The organism is Chromatiales bacterium 21-64-14, from assembly GCA_002255365.1.
GTDB lineage: Bacteria > Pseudomonadota > Gammaproteobacteria > 21-64-14 > 21-64-14 > 21-64-14.
The window spans coordinates 21437-40657 of record NCBI01000014.1; the positions used below are offsets into that span (position 1 = coordinate 21437).

Genomic DNA, 19221 nt, shown 5'->3' on the forward strand with positions numbered 1-19221 from the left:
ACCGAATAACGGAAAGTCCCGCGAGTGGGAGCGCTCGTCTGAACATCGGCAAGGCGGCGGAATGGCGGCGGATCTGCGCTGGCCCCGAGTGAGCCGCTCGCAGATTGTGGGTCTCCCCTTTGCTGTCTTTGCTGTCATGCGGTCCTACGCGTGTTGGGTCTGGTAGCGGCCGCGCTTCCGGTCAGCTCTTGGCGCCGGGAGGAGGCACCGTCCCATGCTGGTTATTGAAACCCGCAGCTCGTGGCACCGGCGGCAAGGAGTTGCCGCCTGGGGAAATTCGCAGCCCCGGCCGCACCTTCGGATCCGTGTGCGGCGCGGTCTCGACCATCGGTAGAGGATCGGCGGATGCTGTGGCAGGCCCTGCCCCTGGCCACGCTGGCCAATATTCGGCCGGCGCGGCCAGGGCATAGTGCGGACGATGACCTACAGAGCACAAGTGCCCGGTGTCAGGGGTATTGCCGCTACGGCGTCGCGGTGCAGACGATGTCCACGGGTTGCTCAGCGTGTGGGCGACACTGCCTGGTTTACCAAGTTTTACACTCTGTGGCTGATCAATTTAGAGGTTGGGGCATAGTTCTTGCTCGCGGAGGTATTGGTCACGCATGTGCGTGATCGGTAGTTGAAATCTCTCTACCAAGGAGACCGTCATGTCAATAGCAGCGATCAGTTCGGCCTATAGTCCCTATCAGGCCAACTCCAGCAGTTTCAACCAGCAGCGGCGTACCGACTTCCAGCAGCTCGCACAGAGCCTGCAGGCCGGCGACCTTTCCGGCGCGCAGCAGGCCTTTGCGGCCCTACAGCAGGACTTCCAGGGCGTTTCCACGAGTCAGGGCGGAAGCAGTGCGTCAACCCAGGTGGGTGCAGTCGGTGCCACGAGCAGTGGCGGTTCCACGCTGACAAGCGATTTGACCGCCGTCGGCAATGCCTTGCAGAGCGGCAATCTGAGTTCGGCGCAAAGCAGTTTTGCGACCCTAATGCAGGCCCTGCAGGGTGCCCACCACGGCCATCACCACCACTACGGCAGCGGTGCCGTGCAAGGGGTGAGCAATACCACGTCGGCGTCCGGCACGGACGGCGACAACGACGGCAGCGGCGCCAGCGGAGCTGGTACTATCAATCTAACGGCCTGATGTAGGCCTACCGGCAGTCCGCTGACCCGGAGGTCGGCGGACTGCCACCCGGATGAACGCTCTTCCTGCGCATCGTTCGTGACTTGATTGGCGCGTACGGAAGGGGTCACTTCAAGCCTGCAACGACTCCGGCATCCTGATTCCCCGGCGCTGTGGCGCCTCCGACACCTCCGCGAAATCGATGGAAATGGGGCGCGCGGTGATGGGTTGGAATATTCCGGCGGCAAACGCGGCATATCCAGGATGCTCGCGGTAGCTGTCGATGACCTTCGCGTGCGTGAACTGCACCAGCCAACAGAACCGATAGGCCGGCGCATCTTCCACGGCCCAGCCGGTAAACACGCGGCGCACCCCCGGGATGGCGGCGAGTACCTCCCGGCCCTCGGACATGATTGCCTCGACGTCGGTGTCGTCGGCACCCTCGACGTTGAAGATGATCACGTGCTCGATAGTGTGCCATGGCTGGCACTGCATCAGCACCTCGGCGGCGCGGCCGGCCGACCCCCACACCCGCATGCAGCGTTCGACTTCAGTGCGTATTGCAACGCCGACTCCCTGGGTCAGGCCAGTGTAGCCGCACCGGGTATCAGCGCGCGCACTGGCCCGCATGGCGTTGCCCGCGGCGTCGGAAAGTGCGGTGTAGTAGTTGATTTTGGCAACGCCGTGCGTGATGAGTTTGTGGAACTGTTCGTCGGACAGCCCGGTCCCGCCGTGGATGACGAGCGGAAGCCGAACCGCGTCGTTGATGCGGCGGAGGCGCTCGAAGTCGAGCTTGGGACGGCCCCGTATCCGGCCGTGGATCGTCCCGATCGACACCGCAAGGAAGTCTACACCGGTGCGTGCCACGTAGGCTTTGGCTTCTTCGACTAAGGTGTAATTCACGTCGCCTGAATCGCGATCGACAGCCCCACCGTCGATTCCCGCCACGTTGCCGATTTCCCCTTCTACTGCAACCCCACACGCGTGAGCCGCGTCGGCGACCGCCCGCGTTAGTGCCACGTTGGCGGGAAACGAATCCTGGGAGCCGTCTACCATCACGCCGTTGCAGCCGAGATTGATGGCCCGCACGGCGGATTCCGGGCTCATGCCGTGATCAAGGAGTATCGATACCGGAACCGCCGCGCGCCGCGCTGCGCGTTCCGTTGCCGCTATTAGGAGTTCCAGATCGTAGTGCGCGGTGTGTAGCTCGGAGAGTCCCAGGATCACCGGCGAGCGGCAATTCTCCGCCGCGGCTACGATTGCTCCCAGAAAATCGAGGCTGACAAGATTGAAACTGCCTACCGCGTAACCGTTGCGGTACGCGTGGTTCAGCATGTCCCGCATATCCACTAACGGCATGGCTTCCCCCCTTGCCTCAGTGCGCCGAAGGCCCTAAGGGATCGTGCCCTCGAGTCAAGGCACACCCTACGTGCGCGGGACGCCACCGTTGTCGCCCTCGCTGTCGGAGTGCCCATCGCGAAACACGCGGCTGGCCAGCACGTCTTCAGCTTCGATGGTAATGAGGTCGCTTTTGACTAGATTCCTTTTTTTGCCAGCAAACAGGCGGTTCGCTTGCCGCAGGCGCGCCCGGTCCAAGGCATTGCGTACCGAGCGTGCATTTGCGAAATGCGTGAGCTTCATGCGCAAAGGAAGGTATTTTGAGAAGGCCTGCTCTGCATCCGGGCTGAAGCGGTAGTTTTGTTCAGCCAGCATGAGCTTGGCGATCGCCATCAGCTCGGCCGCGGAATAATCTGGGAAGTCCAGATGATGCGCTATGCGTGAGCGCATACCGGGATTGCTCTGGAAGAAACGATCCATCTTATCCTTGTAGCCGGCGAGGATCACCACCAAGTCGTCGCGGTTGTTCTCCATAACTTGCAAAAGGATTTCGATGGACTCCTGTCCGTAGTCGCGCTCGTTCTCCGGCTTGTAGAGATAGTAGGCCTCGTCGATGAAGAGCACCCCGCCCATGGCCTTCTTGATGACTTCTTTGGTCTTGGGCGCGGTATGCCCGATGTACTGGCCGACCAGGTCGTCGCGGGTGACCGCGATCAAATGGCCTTCGCGCACATAGTTGAGCCGGTGCAGAATCTCCGCCATGCGCATTGCCACTGTGGTTTTTCCGGTACCGGGATTGCCCGTGAAGCACATGTGCAGCGTGGGGGTTTCCGAGGTGAGCTGGTACTGCTTACGCAGGCGGTCCACCAGGAGTAATGCCGCGATCTCGCGGATCCGGGTCTTGACGGGCTTCAACCCGATCAGTTCGCGGTCGAGCTTGTCCAGTACTTCCTGTACGTTCGAGGCCTTGAATTCGGCCTCCAGATCCACGGGCGTGTCGTCCGCAAGCACAGCGGAATTCAGCCCCTGGTCTACCTTCGCGTTCTCGGTCATGTGATCCACTCCGGTTGCGAAATACGGGGGCGGGTGACGGTCCGTGGCCCGCCACCCGCCCCCGGTGTCGACTAGTAACGTTCGCCTTCCGGTTTGTCCGTGGAATAGGGGATGATCGTGTATCCCACGCTGCGACCGTTTTTATCCTCACGCAGCATCCGGTAGCCTGGTTCCTTCTTCGGCCGATTCACGATGAATGACATCCGTGGCGTCTCCCAGCCGCGCGTGCTGTCGAAGGCCGTGACCCGGATATAGTGGTTCGGGAAAGTCTTACGGCACTCCTTGATCTCCATCATGATGCCCGCCGGGTCCTTCAGGTCGAACATCGGCATGCCGAACATTTCCCAATACGTATTGCGCGGGTGCGGGTCGTCGGTGTACTCGACGTTGACCGCCCAATTGTTCTTCAGTGCATACTTGATCTGGGCGAGGATCTGCTCGTCGGTCAGGTCTGGAAGATACGAGAACTGACCCTGCGTGATCCGATTACCGTGATTTGTCATCATTAGCTGTGGTCTCCTTATCAAGGCTCAGACGCTGGCCGTCGTCGTCGGGACAAAGTCCGCGGTGTCGGTCGATTCGTAGTTGAACGTGATGTCCTTCCAGGTGTCGAGCGCGGCCTTGAGCGGTGAGCACCACTTGGCGGCCGTCTGGAGGATCTGCGGACCTTCCTTCATGTAGTCGCGACCTTCGTTGCGTGCCATGACCATTGCCTCCAGCGCCACACGGTTGGCCACCGCGCCCTGCTGGATACCCTGCGGATGGCCGATGGTGCCACCGCCGAACTGCAGGATAACGTCCTCGCCGAGGTAATGCAGAAGCTGGTGCATCTGACCGGCATGGATACCGCCGGAGGCGACCGGCATGACCTTGTTGAGCGACGCCCAGTCCTGCTCGAAGAACATCCCGTTCTCCAGGCACAGCGGCGTATGGGTCTCGCGCAGGGTGTCGTAGAAACCCTTGATCATGAGCGGATCACCTTCGAGCTTGCCGACCACGGTGCCCGCATGGATGTGGTCCACGCCCGCCATGCGCATCCATTTGCAGATCACGCGGAAGTTCATGCCATGGTTCTTCTGGCGTGAATAGGTCGAGTTTCCGGCGCGGTGCAGATGCAGAATCATGTCGTTCTTGCGCGCCCACTTCGCCATCGATTGGATCGCGGTGTAGCCGATCACCAGATCGATCATGACGATGACCGAGCCCAGCGACTTGGCGAATTCAGCGCGTTCGTACATCTCTTCCATCGTGCCGGCGGTGACGTTCAGGTAGTGCCCCTTCACCTCGCCGGTGGCGGCGGACGCCTTGTTTACCGCCTCCATGCAATAGAGGAAACGATCGCGCCAGTGCATGAACGGCTGACTGTTGATGTTCTCGTCGTCCTTCACGAAGTCGAGACCGCCCTTCAGGGCCTCGTACACCACGCGCCCGTAGTTGCGCCCGGAGAGCCCGAGCTTCGGCTTGGTGGTGGCGCCGAGCAGCGGGCGGCCGAACTTGTCGAGGCGCTCGCGTTCCACGACGATGCCGGTGGCCGGGCCCTGGAAGGTCTTCAAGTAGGCGACCGGGATGCGCATGTCCTCGAGGCGCAGGGCCTTCACGGCCTTGAATCCGAACACGTTGCCGATGATCGATGCGGTCAGGTTGGCGATCGAGCCGCCTTCGAAGAGGTCGAGATCGTAGGCGATATAGGCGAAATACTGGGCCTCGGTCTTGGTGCCCTCGCCGGTGTTGGGCACCGGGTCCACGCGGTAGGCCTTGGCGCGGTAGAGTTCGCAGGCGGTGAGGCGGTCGGTCCACACCACGGTCCAGGTCGCGGTGGACGACTCACCCGCCACCGCGGCCGCGGCCTCGTCGGCATCCACGCCGGGCTGCGGCGTGAGCCGGAACAGGGCGATGATGTCGGTATCCTTGGGCTGGTAGTCCGGCTGCCAATAACCCATTTTCTTGTAAGGAATAACGCCGGCGCTGTAGCGCTCCTTGGCGCTGGGGATCGCTTCTGATTTACCCATGATGGCCTCCACGGCTGGTTTGCGGGTCTCGTTGTGCGGGTCCGGTTGGTGAAGATCCCATCCTGGGGGGGCTGGGCATGTCCGGCACCGTGGTGGCGATACTGCGTGAGCGTAGACATTTATGACAGTCAAATTTATCTATCTTTAAGATAGATAAATATCTATAGTTGTAAAGCCGGTTATTTGGAGGGGAGAGTGCGTCACACCACGTTTCGCCAATTGGAAGTTTTCGAGGCGATCGCCCGCCTCGGCAGCTTCACGCGCGCCGCTGAGGCGCTGCATCTCACCCAACCCACGGCTTCCATGCAGATCAAGAAGCTGGCCGATCACGTGGGCCTGCAGCTGTTTGAACAGATCGGCAAGAAACTGTACCTGACCGACGCCGGGCGTGCCTTGTACGAGACTTGCCGGGAGATCTTCGAGCGCCTGGACCGTTTCGAGATGATTGCCGCGGATCTGAAGGGGCTCAAGACCGGTCATCTGCGTTTGGCGGTGGTCACCACCGCGAAATATTTCGCGCCCCGGTTGCTGGGCGATTTCTGCCGGCGTTATCCGGGTGTCGAAGTGTCGCTAAAGGTGAGTAACCGGGAACGCGTGCTGGAACGCCTCGCCCACAACGAGGACGACCTGTACATACTGGGCCAGCCGCCCGAGGAGTTCGACGTCACCTGCCACGCGTTTCTCGACAATCCGCTGGTGGTACTTGCCCCGGCGGATCACGCACTCGCCGGGAAGAAAAAGATCGCGCTCAAGTCTATCGCAGCGGAGCCTTTCCTGATGCGCGAGTCTGGATCCGGAACGCGCATCGCCGTCGAACGCCTGTTCGCTGCGCACGGGTTCACCCTGAAGGTGCGCATGGAACTCGGCAGCAACGAGGCGATCAAGCAGGCGATCGCCGGGGGATTGGGGGTCTCGGTGCTGTCACGGCACACGCTTGCAGCCAACGCGACGGGCGGGGAGATCGTGATGTTGGACGTGGCCCACTTCCCGATTCTAAAGCACTGGTATGTGGTCCATCCGGCGGCGAAACAGTTGTCGGTGGTGGCGCGGGCGTTTTGGGAGTTTCTGCTCACTAACGCGGCGTCGGGAATCGCGCCGCGCCGTGGCCGCGCATCCGGGGCAGGAAACGGTTACTACGGCGACGTCTCCTCCAACGGTGCGTGACGGGCAGGGCCCGGCGTGGGTCGTGCCACGGACCCCGGACTTCCGGTTCGTTTCCGTTGGAAGACCTGATACGGTTACCGGATTGACACGCCTTGCGAGGCGTCTTCCCATGATGCGCACTCGGGCGCCGACGCTCGCGGGTCCTCGTATACAGCGGTCCCTCAGAGTCCGCTCATCTGTTTCTCGCGGATCTCGTCCAGGGTCTTGCAGTCGATGCACAGGGTCGCGGTGGGACGGGCTTCCAGCCGGCGGATGCCGATCTCCACGCCGCATGCTTCGCAGTAACCGTATTCCCCCGTCTCCAGCCGTGCGAGGGCCTCATGGATCTTCTTGACCAGCTTGCGCTCCCGGTCCCGGGTGCGCAGCTCCAGACTGAACTCCTCTTCCTGGGTGGCGCGATCGTTGGGATCGGGAAAGTTCGCCGCCTCGTCCTGCATGTGATGAACCGTACGTTCGGTTTCCTGCAGGAGCTCGTGTTTCCACGCGATGAGGATCGCCCGGAAGTGCGCGCTCTGGGGATCGCTCATGTAGTCCTCGCCCTTCTTGGGCTCATACGGGACAAAACCCATGCTGGGCAGCAGGCCGGCGCCTTCCGCCACCGAAGCGGCTTGGGTACGGGATGAGCTCCGGCTGGGGGCCACGGCGCGCGCCGGTTTCTTCGGCGCGCTGCGGGGGGCCGCCTTCGCCGCTGCGGACTTCTTTGTACCACCCTTGGCCGTTACTACGGCGCCCTTTTTCGGTGCAGAAGGCTGCGCGGCCTTCTTCTTGCTGGCAGCGGTCGTTCGGGCGGACGTGGCGGCCTTTTTTGGCGCGCCCTTGTCACCCTTCTTGGCAGCGTTCTTGCTAGCAGGCATCCGTCAACTCCTCGAAGGTCCCGTTGGTGAAGCCGCAAAGCTATACCAGAAAGACGTTATAGGCGCAACCGAGCGGGCGGCGGTGATGCATATCACGTGTGGATACCATACCGACATCTGGCCGCAGAGCGGTTGCCGTGGTAAGGTAAGCCGTTATAAGTTTCTACTGGTTTGTCCTTTTCAGAACAGTTGCTTAGATGACAAGTCCCAGGACATGCAGAGGGCCGGCGAGGGGTGGGTCGCGCGCACGCGTGAGGGACCCGGAATGAGTGTGCCGGCGGCACTGCTCTTCGACGTGGATGGAACCCTGGCGGACACCGAGCGTGACGGTCACCGCGTCGCCTTCAACCAGGCGTTTCAGGACGCGGGTCTGGATTGGCACTGGTCCGACGCCCGCTATGGGGAATTGTTGGCGGTATCGGGAGGCAAGGAGCGGATCCGGTGCTACATGGATCGTTACCACAGCGGGTTTCGGCCCCCAATGCCGCTGGACGCGTTCATCGCCGCGCTGCATCAGTCCAAGAACCGGCATTACGCGGCCCTGCTGGAGACCGGACGGATCCCCCTGCGTCCCGGGGTCCGGCGCTTGTTGGCCGAGGCGCGTGCGGCCGGTATTCCCCTGCTGATTGTGACGACCACCTCCCCGGAGAATGTGCTCAGCCTGCTCGAGTACTGCGTCGAGCCGGGGTCCGCCGGATGGTTCGAGGTGATCGCGGCGGGGGATGTCGTGCCTGCCAAGAAACCTGCCCCCGATATCTATCACTACGCCCTGGCCCAGGGCGGGCTGGCGGCGGCGGAATGCCTGGCGCTCGAGGACTCCGAAAACGGATTGCGCGCGGCGCGCGCGGCGGGCGTGCCCACCGTGGTTACCGTCAGCCACTACACTCAAGAACAGGACTTCAGCGGCGCGCTGCTGGTCGTGGATCACCTGGGAGAGCCGGAGCAGCCATTTCACATCCGGTCCGGCGCGGTCCATGGCGCCACGTGGGTGGACCTGGACCTGTTGCGCCGCCTGCACCCAGGGTCACGCGCGGCCGGGGGCTGAACCCGGCACGCGCGGGTCGTCCCGGAGCCGTTCGCCGGGTGGCCGGGGTCGTGTGCACACTGCCGGCCAGGAGAGCATGACCACACCGCCCCCCCGCATTGCGCGCCGCATGGCCGATATCGAGCCCTTTCATGTGATGGACCTGCTCGCGCGGGCCCGCGCCCTGGAGGCCCAGGGCCGGTCCATCGTCCACATGGAGATCGGGGAACCGGATTTTGCCACCGCCCCGGCCATCATGGAGGCGGGTTGCCGTGCGCTCCGCGCGGGGCACACCCACTACACCCCTGCGCTTGGCCTGCCGGAGTTGCGCGCGGCGATCGCGGAGCACTACCACCGTCACTACGGCGTAGCCGTCCATCCCGAGCAGGTGGTGGTGACGCCGGGGGCCTCGGGCGCGTTGCAACTGGTGCTTGGGGTGCTGGTGGATCCCGGCAGCGCGGTACTGATGACGGATCCCGGCTATCCCTGCAACCGTCATTTCGTACGTCTGTTCGAGGGCCGCGCCGTTGGGTTGCCGGTGGATGCCGCCAGTGCCTATCAACTGACCCCGGAGCAGGTCGAGCGTCACTGGGATGCCGATACCGTTGCGGTGCTGTTGGCGTCGCCGTCCAATCCCACCGGTACCCTGGTCACCGCCCCGGCACTGGACGGGATCCGGGCGGTGGCCGGGAATCGGCGCGGGGTACTGATCGCCGACGAGATCTACCACGGCTTGGTCTACGCCGCCGCCGCGCCCACCGTGGCGGGCGCCGAGCACGCATTCGTCATCAACAGCTTCTCGAAATACTTCGGCATGACCGGCTGGCGGGTCGGCTGGATCGTGAGTCCGCCGGCCTATGTGCGGGAGCTGGACAAGCTGGCCCAGAACCTGTTTCTGGCGGCCTCAACCCCGGCTCAGCACGCGGCCCTGGCCGCGTTCCACCCCGACACCCTGGCGGTCCTGGACGCGCGCCGGCGCGAGTTTCAGGCACGCCGCGACTATCTGCTTCCGGCATTGCGGGAACTGGGCTTCCGGATCCCGGCCGTGCCCGCCGGCGCCTTCTATATCTATGCAGACTGTTCCGCGTTCACCGAAGACAGCGATGGCTTCGCCCGGGACCTGCTGGAACATGCGGGGGTCGCGGTGACGCCCGGGCGCGATTTCGGCCATCACGCGCCGCAGCGTCATTTGCGCTTCGCCTATACCACCTCCCTGGAGCATCTCCAGGAAGGCGTGGCGCGGCTACGCGCGCATCTGGCCCGCGGTTAGCAACCGGTCCCGGACTACGCTGCGCCCCGTCCAGGCCACAGGGACCGCCGCAATGGCCACGGAACCCGCAGACCAACGCGCGACTCTCACGTGGGTTGCGCGGCCGAATCCCGCCCCGTTCGGGCCGGTTTCAACGCGCGTCGCTCGGGTAGCCCGGATGCAGGACGCCGGCCGGAATCAGAGGATCACACTGCGTTGGCAGGTCGGCTCACGGATTGCGCTGCGCGCCACCCGTCGAGTGTCTCATTTCCCACCGCGGTCCCGTAGGCACTGCGGCGTGCGCGGGATGGGGACCCCGGTGTGCACGCCTCGACGGCGTGTGCGTTACGGTTGCGGCGTTCCGCGCTCCGCGCGCCGGGTTGTGTGCACGCCCGGTAGTGCCAGGTTTTCCACCCACATCGCCGTGGCCCCCGCCACGGCAGCGGGCATTGCCAGGAAATTCGCCACCGGCGTCAGGGTGGCCAGCAGGGTGAGGCCGCCGAAACCGAGGGCGAGCAATGGCTGTGCCGCCATCCGCCGGCGTTGCTCCGGGAACAAGATTCCGTGGTTGCCCATGGGATAGTCCGCGTATTGCAGGGTGAGCATCCAGGCGCTGAACGCCAGCCATAGAAACGGGGCCACCAGATTGACCCCTGGCACCAGAAATAGCAGCAGGAGCGGGATGGCGCGCACGGTGAAATAGCGCAGCTTGCGCAACTCCGATCCGATGCCGCGCGCCGCTTCCCGGGCGAGGCTCCGCCAGCCCGTGCCCAGGGCCGGTGCCGCGCCCCCGAGCAGGGCCTCCACGCGCGCCGCGAGCAAAATATTGAAGGGGGCGCCCACCAGATTCGCCAGCACCGTGAAGGTATAGAACACGACCACCAGCACGGTGACCGCGAACAGCGGCCACAGCAACCAGCGCAGCCACTCCAGCCACGCGGGAATCAGCCGGTCCACCCAGCCGTTGAATTCCGAGGTGGCGGCGCCGATCACGACGGCGAACAGCAGGGCGTTGATGAGCAGCGGCAGGATCACCACGGAGCGCAGCCGCGGGTGGCGGAGTAGTCCTACGCCGCGCAAAAAATAGCGTGCACCGGTCACCGGGCCCGCGTTTTTCATTTCGGTCCCAGTCCGCTGCCCCGCCGGGCGAGCAGCGCGGCGCCATAGGCGGCGTCCAGGCACGCCGCCTCTAACAGCGGGACGCCGAGGAGCCGGGCGCGGATCTGACGCCATGGGCGATTGCCCGCGCCGCCGCCCACGGTGTACACCGCGATCGGTGTCGGGGCACCGAGTTCCGCCAATAAGCGGTAGCCGCGGGCTTCGATACCGGCAATCCCTTCCAGTAGCCCTTGGAAGAAGATGAGTGCGTCCGCGGGCCGCGGGGCGAGCCGCGGTTCCAGCGCGGGATCGGCGATCGGGAAGCGCTCGCCCCGCGCGGGCAGCGGATAGTAGTCGAGACCGGTGGGCCGCTCCGGCACCAGACGCGGGGTCATGGCGTCCAGCTGGGCCTGGGTGAAGAACTGGCGCAGCACCGCGCCGCCGCTGTTGGAGGCCCCGCCCACCAGCCACTGTTCTCCCAGTGGCTGGCTGTAGATCCCGTAGCGGGCGGCGGATACCGGCCGCGCGGCGATCACCTTCAATACCAGGGTGGAGCCCAGAGAGGTCACCGCCTCTCCCGGTCGCCGGGCCCCGGTGGCCAGAAATGCCGCGGTGCTGTCGGTGGTACCGGTGACTACGCGCACGCCGGCGGGCAGCCGGAAAGCGTTGGCGACCTCTGGTGCCAACTGCCCCTGAACGGTGCCGGGGGTCAACACCCGGGGCAGCCATTCCCGGGGTATGCCCAGGTGGTCCAGCCAGTCGGGCCACCTGTCCGATACCGGGTCGTAGCCCATTTTCAGGCAGTGGTTCACGTCGCTGGTGCCGTACGCGCCCTGCAGGCGTCCGGCGATCCAGTCCGCGGCGTGCAGCACGTGGTGTGCCCGCACGGCTGCGGGCTGTTCCCGCAGCCAGAGCAGCTTGGCGAGTCCGGAGGTGGCGCCCAGGGCCGGGCTGTCCGGTGGCGCAACCGCGGCGATATTCAGCGCCTGCGGGATGCTCCGGGTGTCATCGTAGACCAGGGCCGGGGTGAGGGGAGTACCGTTACTGTCGGTTAGCAATACCGTGGCGGCGGTGCCATCCACCGCGATGCCCCGCACCGCGTGGCGTGGCAACTGCGGGGGCAGCGCTTCCAGCAGGCGCTGGACCGCATCCCACCAGCGTTGCGCTACCTGTTCGTGGATTCCCGGGCGGCGGGTTCCGGGTGGGAGTTCCACGGCCCACGCGCCCTGTATCGTGGCGGCGTCGTCGATGGCCGTGGCGCGGCAGCCGGATGTGCCAAGATCGATACCGACGTAGAGGTTCAAGCGGGCGCGGCCATGGGGTGAGGGGGGCGTCCGTGCGCTGCGCTACCCCGCGGCCGGCGCCCCGGGGGGCAGGTGCACCGCCACCGGCGGAGTCCAGTCTGGGCGGCGATGCTCCGCCACCACCGTGGTGTAGAGGCCGCCCCGCACGTTGAACTCGGCGGTCACGCGCAGGAAGCGCGGTGCACAGGCGCTCACCAAGTCCTCCAGGATCCGGTTGGTGACCGCCTCGTGGAACGCCCCCTGGTCCCGGTACGACCACACATAGAGTTTCAGGGACTTCAGTTCGATGCAGCGCCGGTCCGGTACGTAATCGATATGCAGGGTAGCGAAATCCGGTTGACCGGTCTTCGGGCACAGGCAGGTGAATTCCGGAACTCGAACACGGATGAAGTAATCCCGCTCCGCCTGCGGATTGTCAAAGGTTTCCAGGTCCGTGCTCGGTCGGGTCGGCATGCTGGGTGTGGGGAGGATGCGTTTCCCAGGGGATGTCGTGCATAATGGTCGCCGCTACTCTACTACAACTCCCGACCGCCGAGAAACCGACCATCCCATGCGCCTGCTCAAGATCAAGCTCGCCGGCTTCAAGTCCTTTGTCGACCCCACCTCGATCCACATTCCCAGTTCCCTGATAGGGATTGTGGGTCCCAATGGTTGCGGCAAGTCCAATGTTATCGACGCCGTACGCTGGGTAATGGGGGAGAGCTCCGCCAAGAGCCTGCGCGGAGAGTCGATGGCCGACGTGATCTTCACCGGTTCCAGCGCCCGCAAGCCGGTGGGGCAGGCCACGGTGGAATTGGTCTTCGACAACAGCGACGGCAGCCTCGGCGGCCAGTACGCGGGTTACAGCGAGATTTCCATCCGCCGCCAGGTGGCGCGGGACGGGCAGTCCGTGTATTTCCTGAACGGCACCCGCTGCCGGCGCCGGGATATCACCGATATATTTCTGGGCACCGGCCTGGGACCCCGTTCCTACGCCATCATTGAGCAGGGCATGATCTCGCGCCTCATTGATGCCAAGCCCGACGAATTGCGCATCTTCCTGGAAGAGGCCGCCGGGATCTCCAAGTACAAGGAACGTCGGCGGGAGGCCGAGACCCGATTACGTCACACCAAGGAAAATCTTTCAAGATTAAATGATTTAAGAGATGAAATTGCTAAACAACTTGAACGTCTTCAACGCCAAGCCCGTGCCGCGGAGAAGTACCAGGAGCTAAAGCGCGAGGAACGCCAACTCAAGGCCGAGCACTTGACGCTGCGCTTGCGGAGTCTCGACCGGGAAGCGGAGGCGGAGCAGCGCCGGTTGCAGGAGCGGGAAACCGCGCTGCAGGCCGCCACCGCTGAGTTGCGCGCCCTGGAGGCGGATATGGAGCGCCAGCGGGAAGCCCAGGTGGAGGCCAACGATGGCTTCAATCAGGTGCAGGGGCGCTATTACGGTCTGGGCGCCGATTTATCCCGCACCGAGCAGGGGATCCAGTACGGCCGCGAGCAGCGCCAGCGCCAGGAGCAGGACCTGGGCCAGGCGCAGCAGGCAATCGCTGCGGTGGAGGCGCACATCGGTCGTGACCGTGAGCAGCTCGACACCATTCGTGCCGCCCTGGCGGAGGATGAACCGGAGCTGGAACGTACCCAGACTGCGGCGGAGACCTCCGCGACACGGCGCGGCGCGGCGGAACAGGCGATGCAGGAATGGCAGGCGCGCTGGGAGGCGTTCAACCTGCGCGCCGCCGAACCACCCCAGGCAGCGCAGGTGGAACGTACCCGTATCGATCACCTGGAACGCCAGTGCCTGCAGTTTGGCGAGCGCCTGGAGCGGATCGCTCAGGAGCAGCAGTCGCTGGAGACGGGGTCCCAAGAGGCGGAGGTCCGCGCCCTGGTGCAGGACGGGGACGCCCTTGCCGGCGCGGTCCGCGACTGTCAGGGGCATCTCGATGGGGCGGTGGGGCGGATCAACGGGCTGCGGGAGCAGACCCGTCAGCGCGGCGCGGATCTGGAAGAGACCCGTGCGGCGCTGCAGGCCCAGCAGGGTCGGCTGGTCTCTCTGGAGGCCTTGCAGCAGGCGGCTCTCGGGCAGCAGGAAGGCGCGGTGCGCACATGGCTGGAGGGTCAGGGACTTCAGGATGCCCCCCGGCTTGCCCAGCAGCTGGATGTGGAGTCGGGCTGGGAACGCGCCGTAGAGACCGTGCTCGGCGGATACCTGGAGGCGGTGTGCGGTCCCGGTGTGGACGGCGTGCTCGAGGCGCTGGATGCCCTGGACGGCGGTACCCTGACGTTACTGGATGCCAATGCTCCTCCAGGGGAAGCGTTGCCGTTGCCGCGCGCAGGCTGGATTCCTCTGTCCCGGAAGGTGCAGTCGGCTTGGCCGGTGGCGGGTCTGCTGGCGGGGGTCTACGCGGCTGCCGATCTCCGGGAGGCGCTCGCCCTGCGGCGTGAGATGGGTGCCACCGAGTCGGTAGTGACCCCGGACGGGATCTGGCTCGGCAGCGGCTGGCTGCGTGTGGTACGGGACGCAAACAAGAACCTTGGTGTTCTCGTAAGAGAAAGAGAAATCAATGAATTAAAGTTAATCATTAATGATATTTCTACTAAACAGCAAGCGCAGCAGGGCGCTGTGGAAGACGGCCGGCGGGCGCTGCAGGCGGCGGAGGATGAGCGCGAACGCCTGCAGGCGGAGGTCAATCAGCTACATCGTCGTCATGGGGAATTGAGGGCGGAACTGAGCGCCCGGCAGGCGCGCCTGGAACAGCAGCGGGTGCGCGCCGATGCCATCGTCCGGGAGGCGGCGGAGTTGCGCGCGCAGGCCGCCGCTGCGGAGACCGAGATCCGCGATGCCCGCGGGCGGCTGGAGACGGCGCTCCAGGCGATGGCGGATCTGGAAGGGGAGCGTGTGCAGCTGAGCGCGGAGCGCGATGCCCTGCGCCGCGGGTTGGAGACGGTGCGGGAGCAGGCGCAGGCGGACCGGGACGCCAACCACCGGGTGGCGCTGCGGGTGGAATCCCAGCGCAGCGCGCGCGGTGCCACGGAGCAGAACCTGGCGCGGATGCAACAGCAGCAGGCGGGTCTCGCGGAACGCCGCGACGCGCTGATGGCGGATCTTGCCCAGGGCGTGGAACCGCTCCAGGCCCTGGAGGCGGAACTTGCCGTCCTGCTGACGCGCCGGGCCGCGGTGGAGGCGGAACTCACGGCCGCCCGGCGCCAAGTGGAGGCCATCGACGCGGCCCTGCGGGGTCAGGAGCAGGCGCGCACCGGGATCGAAGGCCACCTGGAGGCCTTGCGTGCCGCCCTGGAGCAGGAGCGGTTGGCGCTGCGGGAGATCCGTGTGCGGCGCCAGTCGCTGGCGGAGCAGTTGGAGGAGACCGGCCTAGCCTTTGGTGAGTTGAACGAGGCCCTGGCCGCGGATGCGGATCCGGACCTGTGGCGGGAGAAGCTTGAGGCATTGGAGCAGCGCATCCAGCGTCTGGGTGCCATCAACCTGGCGGCCATCGAAGAATTCGACCAGGAACAGGAGCGCAAGCGTTACCTGGATGCCCAGCACGCCGACCTCACCGAGGCGGTCACCACCCTGGAGAACGCGATCCGCAAGATCGACCGCGAGACCCGCGCCCTGTTCAAGGACACCTTCGATCGCGTCAACCAAGTGCTGCAACAGACCTTCCCGCGGCTGTTCGGCGGCGGTCAGGCGTATATGGAAATGACCGGGGACGAGTTGCTGGACGCCGGGGTGGCGGTACTGGCGCGCCCGCCGGGCAAACGCATCACCAATATTCATTTGCTCTCCGGGGGTGAAAAGGCGCTTACCGCCGTCGCATTGGTGTTCGCGATCTTTGAGCTGAATCCGGCGCCGTTCTGCATGCTCGATGAGGTGGACGCGCCCCTTGATGACACCAACGTGGGCCGATTCTGCGACCTGGTGCGGGAGATGTCGGAGCGGGTGCAGTTCGTCTTCATCACCCACAACAAGGTCACCATGGAGATGGCCCATCAGCTGACCGGCGTCACCATGAACGAACCCGGCGTCTCGCGGCTGGTCGCCGTGGACGTAGACGCGGCGGTGCGCATGGCCGCCGCCGGTTGACCGCCCCGGTCCGAGTCTTGACCACTCGCCGCCGCGGGGGACTACGCGCCTCGAACGTTATCGCCTCTAACGTTATATATAATTGAATTTAAAATACTTATGTATGTTTCCAAAGGAAACCGTCGATGGCCAATTCACCGCCACCGTCGCTGACGTCACCGACTTCGCAACGTTCGTCACCGCCTCCCCGACCAACGCGCCGACCGGGCAGCCGGTGATCGTCAGTCATGGCCGGCACTTGTCTTGACGGCCCGCCGTCGGGGTCCGCGGGCCGGTAGCGTCGACCGCTAGACATGGTGCCCACGCACGCGGACAATCCGTCGCTCAAAACGCAGGGGCTCCGCGCATGGCCAAGCAGGGAAACGAACCGGGACGCAATGCCCAGCAGGAAGCGCTGAAGCGCGCGCCGCCCGCGGCGCCGCACAGCAAGTCCTTCGCAGTGCTCGCGGTCGCCGTGCTCGGTGTCGTCTACGGCGACATCGGCACCAGCCCCATCTATGCTTTGCGCGAGTGTTTCGCCGGCAAGGATCCCATCGCTATCACGCAGGGCAATGTGCTCGGCATTCTCTCGCTCATTTTATGGACGCTGCTCCTGGTCGTTTCGCTCAAGTACATGGTGTATGTGCTGCGCGCGGACAACCGGGGCGAGGGCGGCACCTTCGCATTGCTGGCGCTGCTTCGGCCGGAGCGGGATCAAGGCCGGCGCCGCCGCCGCGTTCTGATTCTGGTCGGGGTGCTCGGCGCGTCGATGCTTTACGGGGGGGCGATGATTACCCCGGCGATCTCGGTGCTGAGCGCGGTGGAAGGGTTGCAGATCGCCGCGCCCCATCTGCACAGTTTCGTGATCCCGCTCACGGTCGTCATTCTGCTCGTGCTATTCGCGGTACAGAGCCACGGAACGGCAAAGATGGGCGCGGTATTTGGCCCGCTGACGCTGATCTGGTTCGCGGTCCTGGCCGTGCTCGGGATCTGCGGGATTTTGCACGCGCCTGCAGTATTGCTCGCCGTCAATCCCTGGTACGCGGTGAAGTTCTTCGCGGTCAACGGGATGACCGGCTTCCTCGCCATGTATGCCGTGTTCCTCGTCACAACGGGCGGCGAAGCGCTCTATGCCGACCTCGGACACTTCGGACGCCAGCCGATCCGCAAGGTCTGGTTCGTCTTCGTGCTGCCGGCGCTGCTGCTCAACTATTTTGGCCAGGGCGCGCTGTTGATCTCAGAGCCTTCAACCACCATCCATCCGTTCTTTAACCTTGCCCCGACCTGGGCGCTTTACCCCTTGGTTGTGTTGGCGACCATTGCAACTTGCATCGCGTCGCAGGCAGTCATTACCGGCGCCTATTCGCTTACCCGTCAAGCGGTCCAGCTCGGGCTGCTGCCCCGGCTTACGGTCAAGCAGACTTCCCCCGATGCGCGTGGCCAGATCTACATGCCCACGGTGAACTGGCTGCTCATGATCGCCGCGATCGGGCTGGTGCTCGCCTTCCGTTCATCGGGCAATCTGGCGGCGGCGTATGGCGTCGCGGTGAACTCGACCATGGTGATTACCACCGTGCTGGCGTTCAACGTGGCGCGCGAGCGCGGCGGGTGGGGGCTGCCCGCGGCAATGGTTTTTCTGCTCGGGTTTCTCGCAATCGACCTGGGGTTCCTGGGATCTAACCTGCTCAAGATTCCGGACGGCGGCTGGTTGCCGTTATTGATCGGTTTGGTACTGTTTACGGTCATGACCACTTGGCGCCGCGGCGCAGGCCTGCTGGCCGATCAGATCGCGCGTTCCACGCCCGATCTCGAGACGTTCATCGGGCGGGTGGAGGGCGAGCGGATACCGCGCATACCCGGGGCAGCGGTATTTTTCACCGGCCGGCTGGAGCAGACACCACCGGCGCTTCAGAAATTGGTGCGGCATACGGGGGTATTGCACGAGCGGGTGATCGTGACGACCGTAGTCATGGAGCCGGTGCCCAAGACCGACCGCGACGAGCGCATCGAGCTCGAGCAGCTGGGCGCTGGCTTCTATCGTCTGGTGTTGCGCTATGGTTTCATGCAAGGCCCGAACATCCCCTCGGAGTTCGCCGCCTGCGCGGAGCTGGGACTGACGCTGGATCTGGACGACATTCACTATTTTATCGGCCATGTCGACCTGCTTGCAGGCCGCAAGCGGAACGGGATGGCGGCGTGGCGCGACCACCTCTTTACCTACATGGCAAACAATACCCAGGATGCCACCGCCTTCTACCAGATCCCGGCCGCGCAGGTGATGAAGGTGGGTTTGCAGGTAGGGATCTGACGACCGGTTTGCGCGTCCGGGGGCCGCAGCGCTTGGTGGGTCCCCGGTCGGTGCGCACGCCACGACTGCGCCCCACTGTCATCGGACTGCCGCGACGGCGCCCGCAACGATCGGTGGGATTCCGCAGACCGGCGGGCGTGGTGGGCTACGGAGGTCCCGGTTGCGGGTTCGTGGGCCGGTAGGTGGTGAATTTCTGCTCCACCAGCCGTCTTCCCGCGTACCAGATATTAAAAGTCCATACATCCTCTACCCTCTCGTAGTCCTCGTTGAGGGCATAGCCGTCCAGGGCGAAGACCTCGCCGCGAGACACCCGCTTGTGGACGGTATCGGTGGTCTGCGTGGATCGGGTTCCATCCGGAAGTTACATCACCGGGTGGAAGAGTACCCGCTTCAGAGTGACCTGCGACGCGTGGGCCGGAAGATTGGACAGCCGATACTGATAAGCGAAGTAGAGATCCTTGCGGAGCGGGATCCGGGTCGTCTTCGTCGCCAGGTCGATGACTGGCGCCGGCGGTGGGATCGGGGGCCAGGCTGCCCTTGCGCACCAGCTTGAAGATGCCATCCCGGGTCACCTTGCCGGTGGGTGCGGCCGCTTTGGCCGGGGTGCGCCGCGCGTCTGGAGCCGGGCCAAACCCGGGCGCGGTATCGGTGGGCCCGGCG

The 19221-nt window shown here is 64.8% G+C and carries 15 protein-coding genes; 6 read left to right on the top strand and 9 right to left on the bottom strand.

What is annotated here, in order from left to right; genetic code table 11:
* Positions 1 to 647: 647 nt before the first annotated feature.
* Positions 648 to 1130, top strand: a complete 483-nt coding sequence (locus B7Z66_08240) for a hypothetical protein (protein ID OYV76493.1) — start codon at positions 648 to 650, stop codon at positions 1128 to 1130.
* A 111-nt stretch (positions 1131 to 1241) separates the two neighbouring features.
* On the opposite strand, the gene B7Z66_08245 is transcribed toward B7Z66_08240, so the two are convergent.
* The 4 genes from B7Z66_08245 to rbcL form a co-directional block, all read right to left on the bottom strand.
* Positions 1242 to 2468: a fructose-bisphosphate aldolase gene (locus B7Z66_08245; GenBank protein ID OYV76494.1), complete on the bottom strand. Its 1227-nt coding sequence runs from the start codon at positions 2466 to 2468 to the stop codon at positions 1242 to 1244.
* Positions 2469 to 2534: 66 nt separating this feature from the next.
* Positions 2535 to 3500, bottom strand: a complete 966-nt coding sequence (locus B7Z66_08250; GenBank protein OYV76495.1) for a CbbX protein — start codon at positions 3498 to 3500, stop codon at positions 2535 to 2537.
* 71 nt (positions 3501 to 3571) lie between these two features.
* The gene (locus tag B7Z66_08255; GenBank protein ID OYV76496.1) at positions 3572 to 4006 is read right to left on the bottom strand and encodes a ribulose bisphosphate carboxylase small subunit; all 435 of its coding nucleotides are present in this window, start codon (positions 4004 to 4006) and stop codon (positions 3572 to 3574) included.
* A gap of 24 nt (positions 4007 to 4030) precedes the next feature.
* On the bottom strand, positions 4031 to 5509 hold the full coding sequence (gene rbcL, locus B7Z66_08260) for a ribulose-bisphosphate carboxylase large subunit (GenBank protein ID OYV76497.1): 1479 nt from the start codon (positions 5507 to 5509) through the stop codon (positions 4031 to 4033).
* A 195-nt stretch (positions 5510 to 5704) separates the two neighbouring features.
* Between rbcL and B7Z66_08265 the strand changes: the two genes are divergently transcribed.
* Positions 5705 to 6673: a LysR family transcriptional regulator gene (locus B7Z66_08265; protein ID OYV76498.1), complete on the top strand. Its 969-nt coding sequence runs from the start codon at positions 5705 to 5707 to the stop codon at positions 6671 to 6673.
* Between the two features lie 161 nt (positions 6674 to 6834).
* Here B7Z66_08265 and B7Z66_08270 read toward each other — a convergent pair whose 3' ends face one another.
* Positions 6835 to 7527: an RNA polymerase-binding protein DksA gene (locus B7Z66_08270; GenBank protein ID OYV76499.1), complete on the bottom strand. Its 693-nt coding sequence runs from the start codon at positions 7525 to 7527 to the stop codon at positions 6835 to 6837.
* Between the two features lie 265 nt (positions 7528 to 7792).
* On the opposite strand from B7Z66_08270, the gene B7Z66_08275 reads away from it, so the two are divergent.
* Both B7Z66_08275 and B7Z66_08280 read left to right on the top strand, forming a co-directional pair.
* Complete coding sequence (locus B7Z66_08275; GenBank protein ID OYV76500.1) at positions 7793 to 8572, top strand: phosphatase; 780 nt, start codon at positions 7793 to 7795, stop codon at positions 8570 to 8572.
* A gap of 109 nt (positions 8573 to 8681) precedes the next feature.
* Positions 8682 to 9821, top strand: coding sequence for an aminotransferase (locus B7Z66_08280; GenBank protein ID OYV76565.1), 1140 nt, complete (start codon positions 8682 to 8684; stop codon positions 9819 to 9821).
* 324 nt (positions 9822 to 10145) lie between these two features.
* Here B7Z66_08280 and B7Z66_08285 read toward each other — a convergent pair whose 3' ends face one another.
* The 3 genes from B7Z66_08285 to B7Z66_08295 are packed head-to-tail and all read right to left on the bottom strand — an operon-like array spanning position 10146 to position 12655.
* The gene (locus tag B7Z66_08285) at positions 10146 to 10919 is read right to left on the bottom strand and encodes a sulfate transporter CysZ (GenBank protein ID OYV76501.1); all 774 of its coding nucleotides are present in this window, start codon (positions 10917 to 10919) and stop codon (positions 10146 to 10148) included.
* Positions 10916 to 12202, bottom strand: coding sequence for a carbohydrate kinase (locus B7Z66_08290; protein ID OYV76502.1), 1287 nt, complete (start codon positions 12200 to 12202; stop codon positions 10916 to 10918). The genes B7Z66_08285 and B7Z66_08290 overlap by 4 nt, the downstream gene beginning before the upstream one ends.
* Positions 12203 to 12244: 42 nt before the next feature.
* Positions 12245 to 12655, bottom strand: a complete 411-nt coding sequence (locus B7Z66_08295) for an NADPH-dependent 7-cyano-7-deazaguanine reductase QueF (GenBank protein OYV76503.1) — start codon at positions 12653 to 12655, stop codon at positions 12245 to 12247.
* A 97-nt stretch (positions 12656 to 12752) separates the two neighbouring features.
* Between B7Z66_08295 and B7Z66_08300 the strand changes: the two genes are divergently transcribed.
* Positions 12753 to 16274: a chromosome segregation protein SMC gene (locus B7Z66_08300; protein OYV76504.1), complete on the top strand. Its 3522-nt coding sequence runs from the start codon at positions 12753 to 12755 to the stop codon at positions 16272 to 16274.
* A 346-nt stretch (positions 16275 to 16620) separates the two neighbouring features.
* On the top strand, positions 16621 to 18561 hold the full coding sequence (gene trkD / locus B7Z66_08305; protein ID OYV76505.1) for a potassium transporter Kup: 1941 nt from the start codon (positions 16621 to 16623) through the stop codon (positions 18559 to 18561).
* Between the two features lie 361 nt (positions 18562 to 18922).
* Here trkD and B7Z66_08310 read toward each other — a convergent pair whose 3' ends face one another.
* Complete coding sequence (locus B7Z66_08310) at positions 18923 to 19123, bottom strand: hypothetical protein (GenBank protein OYV76506.1); 201 nt, start codon at positions 19121 to 19123, stop codon at positions 18923 to 18925.
* Positions 19124 to 19221: the final 98 nt, after the last annotated feature.